The 13,499-nt window shown below is 57.3% G+C and carries 15 protein-coding genes; all 15 read left to right on the forward strand.

What is annotated here, in order from left to right:
• Nucleotides 1–81: 81 nt before the first annotated feature.
• The 15 genes from U5K34_RS13060 (at nt 82) to U5K34_RS13130 (ending at nt 13,493) form a co-directional block, all read left to right on the forward strand.
• Entirely contained in the window at nt 82–612 is a 531-nt protein-coding gene (locus tag U5K34_RS13060; RefSeq protein ID WP_322568836.1) for a cytochrome c oxidase subunit 3 family protein, read from the forward strand.
• A gap of 6 nt (nt 613–618) precedes the next feature.
• Nucleotides 619–933, forward strand: a complete 315-nt coding sequence (locus U5K34_RS13065; protein WP_322568837.1) for a cytochrome C oxidase subunit IV family protein — start codon at nt 619–621, stop codon at nt 931–933.
• 31 nt (nt 934–964) lie between these two features.
• On the forward strand, nt 965–1,762 hold the full coding sequence (locus U5K34_RS13070) for a CbbQ/NirQ/NorQ/GpvN family protein (RefSeq protein WP_416224102.1): 798 nt from the start codon (nt 965–967) through the stop codon (nt 1,760–1,762).
• Entirely contained in the window at nt 1,743–2,144 is a 402-nt protein-coding gene (locus U5K34_RS13075) for a hypothetical protein (protein WP_322568839.1), read from the forward strand. The genes U5K34_RS13070 and U5K34_RS13075 overlap by 20 nt, the downstream gene beginning before the upstream one ends.
• A complete protein-coding gene (locus U5K34_RS13080) occupies nt 2,134–3,177 on the forward strand; it encodes a 4Fe-4S binding protein (protein ID WP_322568840.1) in 1,044 nt (347 codons plus the stop codon). The genes U5K34_RS13075 and U5K34_RS13080 overlap by 11 nt, the downstream gene beginning before the upstream one ends.
• Before the next feature lie 149 nt (nt 3,178–3,326).
• Complete coding sequence (locus U5K34_RS13085) at nt 3,327–5,174, forward strand: nitric oxide reductase activation protein NorD (protein ID WP_322568841.1); 1,848 nt, start codon at nt 3,327–3,329, stop codon at nt 5,172–5,174.
• A 372-nt stretch (nt 5,175–5,546) separates the two neighbouring features.
• On the forward strand, nt 5,547–7,064 hold the full coding sequence (locus tag U5K34_RS13090) for a 4Fe-4S binding protein (RefSeq protein WP_322568842.1): 1,518 nt from the start codon (nt 5,547–5,549) through the stop codon (nt 7,062–7,064).
• Nucleotides 7,065–7,327: 263 nt separating this feature from the next.
• Nucleotides 7,328–9,061 carry a nitrite reductase gene (locus U5K34_RS13095; RefSeq protein WP_322568843.1) on the forward strand — a complete coding sequence of 578 codons (1,734 nt, stop codon included), beginning with the start codon at nt 7,328–7,330 and terminating at the stop codon, nt 9,059–9,061.
• A 138-nt stretch (nt 9,062–9,199) separates the two neighbouring features.
• Nucleotides 9,200–9,991 carry a uroporphyrinogen-III C-methyltransferase gene (gene cobA, locus U5K34_RS13100; RefSeq protein ID WP_322568844.1) on the forward strand — a complete coding sequence of 264 codons (792 nt, stop codon included), beginning with the start codon at nt 9,200–9,202 and terminating at the stop codon, nt 9,989–9,991.
• Between the two features lie 31 nt (nt 9,992–10,022).
• The gene (locus tag U5K34_RS13105; RefSeq protein WP_416224103.1) at nt 10,023–10,316 is read left to right on the forward strand and encodes a c-type cytochrome; all 294 of its coding nucleotides are present in this window, start codon (nt 10,023–10,025) and stop codon (nt 10,314–10,316) included.
• Nucleotides 10,317–10,321: 5 nt separating this feature from the next.
• The gene (locus U5K34_RS13110) at nt 10,322–11,497 is read left to right on the forward strand and encodes a cytochrome D1 domain-containing protein (protein ID WP_416224104.1); all 1,176 of its coding nucleotides are present in this window, start codon (nt 10,322–10,324) and stop codon (nt 11,495–11,497) included.
• Nucleotides 11,494–11,961, forward strand: a complete 468-nt coding sequence (locus U5K34_RS13115) for an Lrp/AsnC family transcriptional regulator (protein WP_322568847.1) — start codon at nt 11,494–11,496, stop codon at nt 11,959–11,961. Before U5K34_RS13110 ends, U5K34_RS13115 begins: the two co-directional genes overlap by 4 nt.
• Nucleotides 11,952–12,530, forward strand: coding sequence for an AsnC family transcriptional regulator (locus U5K34_RS13120; RefSeq protein WP_322568848.1), 579 nt, complete (start codon nt 11,952–11,954; stop codon nt 12,528–12,530). The genes U5K34_RS13115 and U5K34_RS13120 overlap by 10 nt, the downstream gene beginning before the upstream one ends.
• Nucleotides 12,520–12,969 carry an Lrp/AsnC family transcriptional regulator gene (locus tag U5K34_RS13125; protein WP_322568849.1) on the forward strand — a complete coding sequence of 150 codons (450 nt, stop codon included), beginning with the start codon at nt 12,520–12,522 and terminating at the stop codon, nt 12,967–12,969. The genes U5K34_RS13120 and U5K34_RS13125 overlap by 11 nt, the downstream gene beginning before the upstream one ends.
• Nucleotides 12,970–12,986: 17 nt before the next feature.
• Complete coding sequence (locus tag U5K34_RS13130) at nt 12,987–13,493, forward strand: AsnC family transcriptional regulator (protein ID WP_322568850.1); 507 nt, start codon at nt 12,987–12,989, stop codon at nt 13,491–13,493.
• The last annotated feature ends 6 nt before the right edge of the window (nt 13,494–13,499 follow it).

The following is a 13,499-nucleotide window of genomic DNA, read 5'->3' on the forward strand; positions in this document are numbered from 1 at the left end:
GCCCTGACTTTCTCCAAACAGGCTATGCAACAAACGACAGCACTGACAGCAGGCAAAGAGGAGTATCCACCGGGCGATTTTGTGATTTGGATTGTCATTTACGCCGAGTTACTGGCGTTCGGTATCTTCTTTTTATCCTATGCGTTTGCACGCAGTCAGAATGTCGAACTCTTTAATGCTTCCCAGCTGCAACTGAACCGTACCGCCGGCGCGATCAATACGCTGGTGCTGATTACCAGCAGCTATTTTGTGGTTCGCTCTATCGCGGCGATCCGTGAGAGCCTGCAAAAACAGGCGAGTTACTGGATGTGGGCGGCAATCGGGCTGGGCAGTCTCTTTATTATCATAAAACTGTTCGAGTTTTATGCCAAATACGAGCAAGGTATTACCCTCAGCAGTAATACCTTCTATATGTTTTATCTGTCGATGACCTTTTTCCATTTTATGCACGTCATACTGGGACTGGTGATTCTTACCATTCTGGCGGTCAAGATACGCCAGGGCGATTACAGCGCGCGGGAGCATACCGGCATGGAAACCGGGGCCAGTTACTGGCATATGGTGGATCTGGTCTGGATTATTTTATTTCCGCTGGTTTATGTCATACGCTGAGACAAGATGAAAATGGATGCCCGGACTCACAGTGAAACAACCGTTGGCAAACGCACCGGCGGACTGGTTCGACCGTGCACCCGGGTCTGGCTGGCGCTGGTCGGGCTGACTCTCGCGATGCTGGTGGTGGGCGAGATGGGACTTTCCGGCGGCAGCGTGGTGACATTGCTGCTGGTTGCCACCCTGCTCAAGACCCGGCTGGTGGCCGACAGGTTCATGGGTTTGAGACAAAGCCGGTTGTTATGGCGCATGATCGTTACGGTCTACCTGGTCGGCGTAATTGGCCTGATCGGGCTGGCCTGGTGGCTGGGAACCCTATAGGAGAGGCGAGATGAGTGAGTTTGCAAAACAGATGGCCGGGCAGAGTGAAGGGGAAGAACCTTTCTACTTGCCCACCGCCAACGAGATCGCCCTGTTCGAGCATGCCTGGAAGAACCGCTTGCCGGTGCTGATCAAGGGGCCGACCGGTTGCGGCAAGACCCGCTTTATCAGCTATATGGCGGCACAGCTTGGGCGGCCGCTGTATACGGTCTCCTGCCATGACGATCTGACCTCGGCCGATCTGGTCGGCCGGCACCTGATCGGCGACGGCGCGACGTACTGGGTGGACGGTCCGCTGACCCGCGCGGTGCGCGAGGGCGGCATCTGTTATCTGGACGAGGTGGTCGAGGCGCGCAAGGACACCACGGTGGTATTGCACCCCCTGTCCGACGACCGACGCATCCTGCCTATCGAGCGTACCGGCGAGGAGTTACAGGCGCCGCCCGAGTTCATGCTGGTGGTCTCCTATAACCCGGGTTACCAGAACCTGCTCAAAGGCATGAAGCCGAGCACCCGCCAGCGGTTTATCTCCATACGTTTCGATTACCCGCCGTTTGAACAGGAACAGCAGATCGTCATGCAGGAAAGCGGGGTGGACGAATTCAATGCCAAACGCCTGGTCTCACTGGGCCAGTCCCTGCGCAAGTTAAAAGAACACGATCTGGAAGAGAGTGCCAGCACGCGCCTGCTGCTCTATACCGCCATTCTGATTCAAAGCGGTTTCGAGCCGGCCGAGGCCTGCCGTGCCGCGTTGATTGAACCGTTGACCGATGACGAAGAGACTGTCGAAGCGTTAATGGAAGTGGTTTATGCAACCTACGGACAATGAACAACCGCCACCGGGGCAGTCACTGGCTGTGATTGCCGAAGCCCTCTATCTGGTGAACCTGCTGCTGTTGCCGGGAATCGCCTTTATCGCCCTGCTGGTGCTTTACTGGCGGCACGTCGACCAGAGCGCACCGCTGGCCCGCTGTCATCTGGAGCAGACGTTGTTTGCCAGCCTCTGGGCCGGGGTCCTGTTGATACTGGCCAATATCGCCATCCTGTTACTCGGGGGCTATGACGCCGCCTATACCTGGGTAGTGCTGGTGCTCTATTTCACCGTCGCACATACCACGCTGGTGATCCTGGGCACCATTGGCCTGGCCAGGGCCATGGCCGGCAAACCGTTTGAATACCCGTTGATCGGTAAAAAGTGTCATGGATTGTAGCGTGAAAAATCAGGGCAAGACGCAGTTTGTGCAGTTCGACGCACTGAATCGCGACGGCCACTATTCGCGCGTGCAACGCAAGCGGCGGCTGTATCAGGTCGGTTTCTTCGTGCTGTTTATCCTGGCGCCGGTGTTCGACATTTTTCGTATCGATCTGACCCTGGGGCACTTGATCCTGTTCGGCCAGGACTGGACCCTCGGGCTGGCGGGCTGGCAAAGCGGTGAACTGAGCACCGCCCAGGCCACCTGGAATCTGGTCTGGCGCGGCTTGCTGCCCCTGGTATTGCTGGTTGGGGCGTTTATCTATACGGCCTGGAAATACGGTCGACTCTATTGCGGCTGGTTGTGTCCCCATTTTTCCGTGGTGGAAACCATCAATAACCTGATGCGTCGCGCCAGCGGCAAGTTCAGCCTCTGGGATAAACAGAAATCCGACGAGCTGCGCCCCGACGGGCGCTATGTTCCCGTCCGGCGCAGCCTCTGGCCGCTGGTCTGGTTGGCGGCGATCGGTTTTGCCTTTTTATGGGCGGTGGTGTTTCTCACCTATTTGCTGCCACCGGTGCAGGTTTACTCCCACTTGATCAATCTGGAACTGACCCGCAACGAAACCATTTTTCTCAGCGCGGCGACGATCGCCCTGAGTATCGAGTTTCTGTTTGCCCGGCATCTATTCTGCCGCTTCGCCTGTGCCGTGGGCGTGTTTCAGAGTATTGCCTGGATGGCTAACAAGAAGGCCATGGTGGTCGGTTTCGATCGTAGCCGCGCGGCCGATTGCCGCAGCTGCAACGCCGCCTGTGAGCAGGCCTGCCCGATGCGACTCAAGCCGCGGGATATCAAACGCCACATGTTCACCTGCACCGAATGCGCCCAGTGCCTGGAAGCCTGCGAACAGGTCCAGGCCGGCGGACCGGGCAACAGCGGCAAGATCCAGACACCCCTGCTGCAATGGATCCAGGACGAATGCGCGCGCGATACCTCCGAGCGCGACTTCGGCATCAAACCCAACGTGCCGGACGACTGCTATCGGCGATAAAAGATTTACCGCAGAGGCGCAAAGCAATGCAATTTTGAATTCTTAATGTTGAATTTTGAATGAGATATACAACCGCAATTCAAAATTTAAAATTCAACATCCAAAATTATATCTTTTAGTCTCTGCGGTGAGGTTTTTAAAATTTAGAAATGGAAGAATTTGTTGGCAAATTGTGGCATCGCTTCATCACCCGTTCGGCGCAGCGCAGTTATCCCGAACAGGCGGTGACGCTGGCCGAGATCAGCAAGACCGTCGGCATTCTGTTTCGCGCCGCCGGGGGCGAGGGCGGGCTGCGGATCGAGGCGACCAGTGCCAGCGAACACGAGGGCCGGCGCAGTCTGCTGGAGCGTATCGCCGGCAGCGGTGACAAGGTCGAGCTGTGCTGGCGCACCGAGGAGTCACTGTTTTTGCCGGCCCGGGTCGATGCCTACCCTGAACGCAGTCTGAACCGGGATCTGTATCTCTGGCTGGCGGCCCTGGCGGCCGAATACCGGCCGACTGAAGAGGCCTGGTTTACCCGGAGCCAGTGGCTGACCCGCCAGGTGTTACAGCATTATCCGGGCCTGGCGCCCCGTTATCGGCGGCTGGTGGAGGCGGAGCTGGCCCGACGTCCCGAGCCCGCCGGCCTGCCGCGCGACGAGGCGGCCCGCGAGCAGGCGATTCGTACCGCGCTGCTCACTCCCGGCGAGGTGGCCGATCTGCCCGAGGCCGGCAAGTCGCCGCAGCCGGTCCTGTTGTGGCTGCATCCGGCGCCGCCGCGGGCGCCGGATCGGCGCAGCGGACAACAGCCGGGGCAGGACGATCTGCCCGAGACGGAGGGGGAAGTCGAGCAACTGGACGACGAGCGCCGGCATCGCGCCGAGCAGGTCGATATGCCGGACGGGGACAAGGGACTGGTGCTGGACCGGTTCGAGAATATTCTCAGCTGGGCCGAATACGTCAAGGTGGATCGCAGTACCGAAGAGGATGACGACATCGACGGCGCCCAGCAGACCCTGGATGACATGGAAGTGGTGAGCGTCGCCCGGGACAGCAAGAGCACTGCCAAGCGGCTGCGTTTTGATCTGGATCTGCCCGGCGAGGACGATGACGATCGGGTGATCGGCGAAGGGATACGGCTGCCGGAATGGGACTATCGTAAACAGGAATGGCTGGCGGATCATTGCTATGTCTTGCCGATGATCGCTTGTGATGCCCCGGCTTGCGAGTTGCCCGAACATCTTCTGACCACCGCGCGGCGGTTAAAAAAACAGTTCGAGTCGCTGGTGCCGCAACGAGTCTGGTTCAACCAGCAAAGCGATGGCAGCGAGATCGATCTGCATGCCTATCTGGAACATTCCAGCGAGCGTCTGCGCGGCCAGGCCATGGCCGAACAGCGGCTGTATCGCGATTTTCGCGGCGGTCGCCGGGATCTCTCCTGCCTGCTGCTGGCCGATCTCTCCCTCTCGACCGATACCTGGGTCAACAATGAATCGCGGGTGATCGATATCATTCGCGACAGCCTGATGCTGTTTTCCGAAGCGCTCTCCGCCAGCGGCGATCGGTTTGCCATTTACGGCTTCTCCTCCCGCTACCGGGATCATGTCCGCTTTCATACCATCAAGACCTTCTCGGAAAAACATAACGCCGAGATACGTGGGCGGATCAACGTCATCAAGCCGGGCTTCTACACCCGCATGGGCACGGCGATTCGTCAGGCCACCCGAACCCTGGGCAAACAGGTCGCGCACGATCAGCTATTGCTGATTCTGACCGACGGCAAGCCCAACGATCTGGATCATTACGAAGGGCGTTTCGGCATCGAGGATACCCGCATGGCCATCGTCGAAGCACGCAAGCAGGGGATCCAGCCGTTTTGCGTCACCATTGATGAGAAAGGGAATGACTACCTGCCCTATATCTTCGGCAACGATGCGTTCGTGGTGATCCGCAAACCGGCCGAACTGCCCCGCGACCTGCCGCTGCTCTACGCCCGCATCACCCAGCACAGTATCTGACTAGTTGAAGCTGTGTAAGTAACGCAAAGGACGCAAAGACGCAAAGAGCGCAAAGGAATATTTATATAAGTATTGTCACACGTCTGTTTTGAATATTCTGCTGGGAGATTACTAACAAAAATGTATTATGAGAACGAGTAAAATCCACATTGTAAGTTCGTATTTGCATTAGCTGCTTGTACTAAATAATTAATGTATCTTTGCGTTCTCCGCGTCTTTGCGTCCTTTGCGTTATTAATCTGGGCCCTTGAGAATAGACGGGTTTATGTTGACCCGTATCAAGGCGACAATTGCGGGATTTTGACTAGACTGTAAGCGTGCCTGTGAGCACCGGATCTTGCCATTTATCAACCGGGGGCAGTGTTGCTGGCAGTGATAAAACAAATAGTTGTCGCCTGTCTGCTGCTGCTTGTCGTCGGGCCGCTGTCGGCGGATAGCGTGGAGTTTGATCTGTCGCAGGTACGGGAATTCTTCCCGGTCGCCGACCGGCTTGAGGAAGTCGGAGAGAAACCGCCGGTTACACGGATCTATCGGGGCAATGTCTTGCTGGGTTATGCCTTTGTTACCAGCTATATTGTTTCCATCCCGGCCTATTCCGGCGAGCCGATCCATACCCTGGTGACAATCGATACGGCGGGCACGATTACCGGGGTTCGGATACTCGCGCACGAGGAGCCAATCCTGGTGGTCGGGATCACGGATGACGATCTGCAACAGTTTATCGACCAGTACGTCGGAAAACGTATCGGGGAAACGCTGAAGATCGGCGGGCGTCCCAGGCAGGGGGCGACGGTGCTCGATGGTATCAGCGGTGCCACGATTACGGTGATGGTGCTCAATGCCGGTATCACGCGCTCGCTGGAAGAGGTGGGCAAGTCTTTGACTCTGTCGGACGAGCTAGCCCCGGCTGACAAGACGGGCACAGCCGGGGCAACCTCTGGGGCACATGCGCCTATCTGGGTGCAGGTCTGGCAGGAGCGTATTTTTCAAATCGTGGTACTGGCACTGGGCCTGCTGGTCTTGCTGTTCATCCTGATTATGCAGGACTGGCTGGCGCGCCATCCTCGCCTGCTGCAGCGGCTGCGCACCGGCTTTTTGATGTATACCGTGCTGTTCATCGGCTGGTATTCCCTTGCCCAGCTGTCCATTGTCAATGTGCTGACCTTCCTGCGCTCCCTGTTCCGGGAGTTCAGCTGGGAAAGTTTTCTCATCGACCCGGCGATGTTTATTCTCTGGTCGTTTGTCGCCGTCACCATCGTCTTGTGGGGGCGCGGCGTCTATTGCGGCTGGTTGTGTCCCTACGGCGCCCTGCAGGAGTTTGTCTTCCGCCTGGGACGCTATTTGAAGGTCCCCTCGTTCGAGTTTCCCGAGATCGTGCACGAGCGGCTGTGGGCCATCAAGTACATCATCCTGCTGGGACTGTTCGGCCTGTCACTGCATTCGATGAGCCTTGCCGAGACCTATGCCGAGGTGGAGCCGTTCAAGACCGCCATTACCCTGCGCTTTCAGCGTGAATGGGGCTTCGTGTTTTACGCCTTGCTGATGCTGCTGGCCAGTCTGTTTATTCGCAAGTTCTTTTGCCGCTATGTCTGTCCGTTGGGGGCGGCATTGACCTTTCCGGCCCGGTTCCGGATTTTCGACTGGCTGCGGCGGCGCAAGGAGTGCGGGCATCCCTGTCAGATCTGTCGCAACGAATGTGAGGTGGGATCGATTCGCGGCACCGGCGAGATCATCGAAACCGAGTGCCATTATTGCCTCGCTTGCCAAATAACCTACTGGAATACTCAAAAATGTCCGCCGCTGATCGACAAGCGCCGTCGCCAGGAACGACATCGGCGCAGCGAAGGCGGTGTGGCCGCCAAGGCGCCACCATCTGACCCGCCTACCTGAGGGCGGGGACGGCGCTGCAGTGCGTCTCCAGGCCGCTGTCGGCCTGCTACAGCATTGAAAGTTGTGACGCTGTTAGCAACAGAAACTCACCCCGCGCAGTGGGCGGCTCAATCATGGCTTGAAATGCATGAATCGCCAACTAGCCTTAGTCAAATCCGATCCAGGGAAGTGAAAATTCTGCGGTTTGATCGATGTCAAGGCGTCGTTGTTCACAAAGTCATAAAACAACAATGAAGCTAAATTATCACCAGGAGGGGACGACAATGAAATACCTCAACACAGGCAAAACGGTCGCCAGCGTTTGCGCGGCATTTGCCCTTTCAGTTACCGCTGTACCACTGTGGGCGGCCACCGATAGCGGTCATCCCGGTACGCCCGAAGAAGAGATGCGTTACAAGGGCGCGCCGGTACCGGACTCGGAAACCAGTGACACCCGCAGTGCCGCAGGGCCGAAAATTACGGAGCAGGAATTTGCCCGCTCCAAACAGATCTACTTTGAACGCTGCGCCGGTTGCCACGGGGTTTTGCGTAAAGGTGCGACCGGCAAACCTCTGACCACGGAGGAGACGCGGAAGAAGGGCACGGAGTACCTGAAGACCTTCATAAATTACGGTTCGCCGGCCGGGATGCCCAACTGGGGTACGTCCGGAGAGTTGAGTGAGGAAGAGATCGACATGATGGCCCGCTTTCTGCAGCACGAGCCACCGACTCCGCCGGAATTCAGCATGGCCGATATGAAGGATACCTGGGAGGTTATTGTTCCACCGGAAGAGCGGCCGAAGAAAAAACAGAACAAGTATAACCTCGACAATATCTTCTCGGTCACTTTGCGCGATGCGGGCAAGGTTGCTCTGATCGACGGCGACAGCAAGAAGATTATAACGACTGTGGATACAGGCTACGCGGTGCACATCTCGCGCATGTCTCATTCAGGACGTTATATTTTTGTTATCGGGCGTGATGCCAAGATCAATCTGATTGATCTTTGGATGAAGAAACCGGACACCGTCGCCAGAATCAAGGTCGGCATGGAAGCACGTTCGGTAGAAACGTCCAAGTACAAGGGCTATGAAGACAAGTATGCAATCGCCGGAACCTACTGGCCGCCGCAGTTTGTCATCATGGACGGCAACACCCTGGAGCCCAAGAAGATTGTCGCTACCCGTGGTATGACCGTGGATACCCAGGAGTATCATCCGGAACCGCGTGTGGCCGCGATTGTCGCTTCGCATGAAAAACCGGAGTTTATCGTTAACGTCAAGGAAACCGGCATAGTCAAGATGGTGAACTACGAGGATCTGGAAAATCTGAAGATCACCAACATTGAGGCAGCCCGGTTCCTGCATGATGGCGGTTGGGATGCCACCGAACGCTATTTCCTGACGGCAGCGAACAACTCTAACAAAATTGCGGTAATCGACTCCAGGGACAGCAAGCTTGAAGCGATGATCGATGTCGGCAAGATTCCGCATCCTGGTCGTGGTGCCAACTTCGTGGATCCGAAATACGGTCCGGTGTGGGCGACCAGCCATCTGGGTGATGACACCATCTCGCTGATCGGTACCGATCCGAAAAACCACAAGCAGTATGCCTGGAAGGTGGTTCGGACGCTGAAAGGCCAGGGTGGCGGTTCGCTGTTCATCAAGACCCATCCCGAGTCGCATCATCTGTATGTGGATACGGCACTGAACCCGGAAGAGAAAATCAGCCAGTCGGTTGCCGTATTCGATACTCGCAATCTGGATGAAGGTTTCAAGGTACTGCCGATTGCCGAATGGGCCGACCTTGGCGAAGGACCGAAACGAGTTGTCCAGCCCGAGTACAACAAGGCGGGCGACGAGGTCTGGTTCTCGGTCTGGAACGGCAAGGAACAGCAGTCCGCGCTGGTTATCGTGGATGACAAGACATTGAAGCTGAAGAAGGTTATCAAGGACAAGAGCCTGGTGACTCCGACCGGCAAGTTCAATGTGTACAACACCATGAAGGACGTGTATTAAACGGTGAAACCGGCAGGCAGGGCAACAAGGCTCTGCCTGCCAACACTACAGAAATTGCAGTTCGGGGTTCATGCCCCGTCAATTCGGCCTGAATCCCGACCTGCAAGGTTTGTAAGAAACACCAAAGGCTGGTGCGTGATGAAAAACAAGTCCTGTGTGTATCTGGTCGGTACCGGGCCCGGCGATCCGGATCTGTTGACGGTCAAGGCACTGCGTCTGATCAAACAGGCCGATGTGATCGTCTACGATAGACTGGTCTCCGAACCGATTCTCGATCTGATCCCCGCCGGCAGCAGTCGCATCTTTGTCGGCAAGGCCACGGATCATCACACGCTGCCGCAGGATGAGATCAACGCCCTGCTGGTCAAGATGGCCCACAAGGCCAGGACCATCGTTCGCCTCAAAGGCGGCGATCCGCTGGTGTTCGGTCGCGGCAGCGAGGAAGCGACGTTTCTTGCCCGACACGATATCGATTTTGAAATCATACCCGGCGTCACGGCGGCCACCGCGGCGACGACCTATGCCGGTATTCCCATGACCCATCGGGGTCTTGCCACCGGTGTGCAGATCATTACCGGCCACTCCCGCAACAATCTTGATTTGCAACACGATTGGCAAAAGCTGGCCAACGAAGATACCACGCTCGTGGTGTATATGGGCCTGGCCAATATTCACTATATTACCCGCAAGCTGATCGACGCCGGTCTGCCGACCGACACTCCGGCGGCGGCTATTCAGGACGGGGCAACCCCCCGGCAGCGCCGCCTGATTGGCACGCTCGCCGATCTGGCGGAGCAAACAGAGCGACAGGCCTTCAGACCGCCGGTCCTGTTTGTGATCGGCAAGGTGGTGGCGCTGGCCGAGCAGATGGACTGGTATCTGCCCCGACAACAGGCCTCTGTTAAAGAGGACGCACACCATGTTCTATAGACTGTCGTTCGGTGTGTTGCTGATTGTCAGTATGTTCGCCATAACCACCACCGGCTGGAGCGCGGAGTCGATCACTGACAGGCGCGCGGCTGAACTGCGTCACCTGGTCATGCAGGATTGCGGTTCGTGCCACGGCCTGACCCTCAAGGGCGGGCTGGGACCGGCCCTGACGCCCGCTGCCCTGGGCGACAAGCCGAAAGACGCGATGCTCGCAACCGTGCTGCATGGCCGGCCCGGCACACCGATGCCGCCCTGGTCCAATCTGTTGAGCCGGGAGGAAGCCCGCTGGATTATTGAATTGCTGTATCGGGGAGTGGACGAATGAGCCGTATGATCGCGTATTATCGCGCCCTGCTGCTACTGGTGTTCCTGTTCGTGACAGGCTGTCAGAGCCTGGCACCGCGGGCGACCGGCGATCTCGGCCTGGTGATCGAGCGGGCGACGGGCAGCGTACAGATTATCGATACCAGCGACCGCCGCGCGCTGGCCCGGATCGAGGGGCTGGGCGATCTCTCCCATGCTTCGGTGGTTTATTCGCGGGACGAGCGTTATGCCTATGTGTTCGGGCGCGATGGCGGGCTGAGCAAGGTGGATATGCTGTTGCAGCGGATCGACAGGCGCATTATCCAGTCCGGCAACAGTATCGGCGGCGCCATCTCCCAGGATGGCGCGCTGATTGCCGTCTCCAATTACGAGCCCGGCGGGGTCAAGATCTTCAATGCGCAAACGCTGGAGCTCGTGGCCGACATTCCGGCGATCGGCGCAAACGGTAAACGCTCCAAGGTCGTGGGTCTGGTGGATGCGCCGCAAAAACGGTTTGTCTTCAGTCTGTATGAGGCCGATGAAATCTGGGTCGCCGATATGAGTCAGCCGGACGACCCCGACATCACCCGTTACCGGGATGTGGGCAAACAACCTTATGACGCACTGATCTCCGGCGAAGGGCGCTATTACATCGCCGGCCTGTTTGGCGAGGATGGCCTGGCGCTGCTCGATCTCTGGCAGCCGCAGCTTGGTGTCAAACGGATTCTGGGCGACTATGGACGTGGTGAAGAAAAACTGCCGGTTTACAAGATGCCGCATCTGGAAGGCTGGGCGATGGCCGGTGATTATGCCCTGGTGCCGGCGGTGGGCGGCCATGAAGTACTGGTCATCGATCGCTCAAACTGGAAACTGGTCAGGCGCATAGCGGTGCACAGTCAACCGGTCTTTGTCATGGCCAGTCCGGATCAGCATTATGTCTGGGTCAATTTTGCCCATCCGGACAACGACACCATTCAGGTGATCGATGTTGCCAGTCTGGAAGTGATCGATACGCTCAAGCCGGGCCCGGCCGTATTGCATATGGAGTTTACCCCTCGCGGGCATGAAGTCTGGGTTTCGGTGCGCGACGCCAATCGGGTGCGCGTGTATGACGCCTATACCCGGCGCGAGATTACCTCGCTGGAAATGAGCTCGCCCAGCGGAATTTTTCTGACCAACCGGGCGCATCGGATAGGCTTATGAACAACGACCGGCAACTGAGTGAACTCGAACGCCATCTGTTGAACGATTATCAGCACGGTTTTCCGTTGTCGCCGACGCCCTATGCCGACATGGCCGAACAGCTCGGGGTCAGCGAACAGCAGGTACTCGATAGCCTGGACAGGCTGCAGCGCGAGGGTCTGGTCAGCCGGGTCGGTGCGGTATTTCGGCCCAACCGGGTGGGCGCCAGCACTCTGGCGGCCATGTCGGTTGCCGAGGAGGAACTGGAATCGGTGGCTGAAATTATTAACAGCTATCCGCATGTCAATCACAATTACGAACGCGAACACGAGTTCAATCTGTGGTTTGTCGCCACGGCCGGCAGTGAGGCCGAGTTGTGTTCAGTCCTCGGGGAGATGGAAGAGAGAACCAGCCATACCATCCTTGCACTTCCGCTCCTCGAGGACTTCCATATTGATCTGGGATTTGATCTGCAATGGACATGAAAACCCTGAAAACACAGCTGCAAAGTATCAACCGGCATCTGGCCGAACTGGATGCGGTGGACAATGCGCTGATCCGTGCCATCGAGAACGGCCTGGCGCTGTGTTCGCGCCCTTATGCGCAGATTGCCGATCAGCTGGGAATTGACGAGCCGGAGGTTCTGGCCCGCCTGGCGGCCTTGCAGCAACAGGGCGTAATCAAGCGCATGGGCGTTGTCGTCCGTCACCGCGAGCTGGGTTACCGGGCCAACGCCATGCTGGTCTGGGATGTCCCCGATGAGCGGGTCTCGGAACTGGGGCGCTGTCTGAGTCAATATGACTTTATCACGCTATGTTATCGTCGCCCGCGGGTCCTGCCCGACTGGCCGTATAACCTGTTTTGCATGATCCATGGCAAATCGCGCGAGGATGTATTGCAGCGTATCGACTGGCTGATCGCGCAATGTCACCTGGAGTCACTGCCGCATCGTGTTTTGTTCAGTCGACGTCGCTTCAAGCAGCGCGGGGCTGTTTATCGGACCACAGGCAGCAATGTTGAGTCGAATCGGGACGAGAGACACTATGCAACTTGACGCGATTGACAAACAAATCATTAATACCCTGCAAGAGGGGTTTCCGATCACGGAACAGCCATTTTCCGAGGTGGCAGGCCAGCTTGGGCTCGATGAAAGTGAACTGATCGCTCGTCTGGAGCGGCTGCTGGCTGACAAGACATTAACCCGCTTCGGGCCAATGTATCAGGCGGAAAGGCTTGGCGGTGCGTTTACACTGGTGGGCATGAGTGTGCGCGAGGACGATTTCGACAGGGTGGTTGAAATCGTCAACAGTTTTCCCGAAGTCGCCCATAATTATGAAAGAGAACACCATTTCAATATGTGGTTTGTGATTGCCACGGAAAACCCCAAACACATTGACGCGATACTGACCGAAATTGAACTCGATAGCGGTTACAGTTGCTACAACATGCCCAAGCAGGATGAGTATTTCGTCGGGCTCAAGCTGGCTGTGTGAACGACGGGTTGAAAACAATGCAGGCATTAAAAGAAGATAAAGTATCGATGCTGGACGAGACGGATCGCCGGATTATCCTGGCGACTCAGGACGGCCTGCCGCTGGAGCGCCGCCCCTATGAGGCGGTGGCAAGGAAGCTGGATATCAGCGCCGAGGAAGTGATGCAGCGCCTGCGTCGAATGTCGGATGACGGGATTATCCGTCGTATCGCCGCGGTGCCGAATCATTACAGGCTCGGTTATACCGCCAACGGCATGAGTGTCTGGAACGTGCCCGATGAGCACGTGGAGGCGCTGGGCAAGCAGGTCGGTGCGCTCGATTTTGTCAGCCATTGTTACCGTCGACCCCGTCATCTTCCGGCCTGGCCCTACAATCTGTTCGCGATGGTTCACGCTGGCAGCCGTGAAGAGGCACTGGAAAAGGTCGATGAAATCGCCCGCTTGCTGGGTGAGAACGATCGCGGTCACGACGTGTTATTCAGCCGCCGTATTCTTAAAAAGACCGGAATGCGGCTGACCCCCTAGGAGGCC

The organism is Thiohalophilus sp. (genome assembly GCF_034521165.1).
In the GTDB taxonomy this organism is placed as follows: Bacteria; Pseudomonadota; Gammaproteobacteria; order UBA6429; family Thiohalophilaceae; genus Thiohalophilus.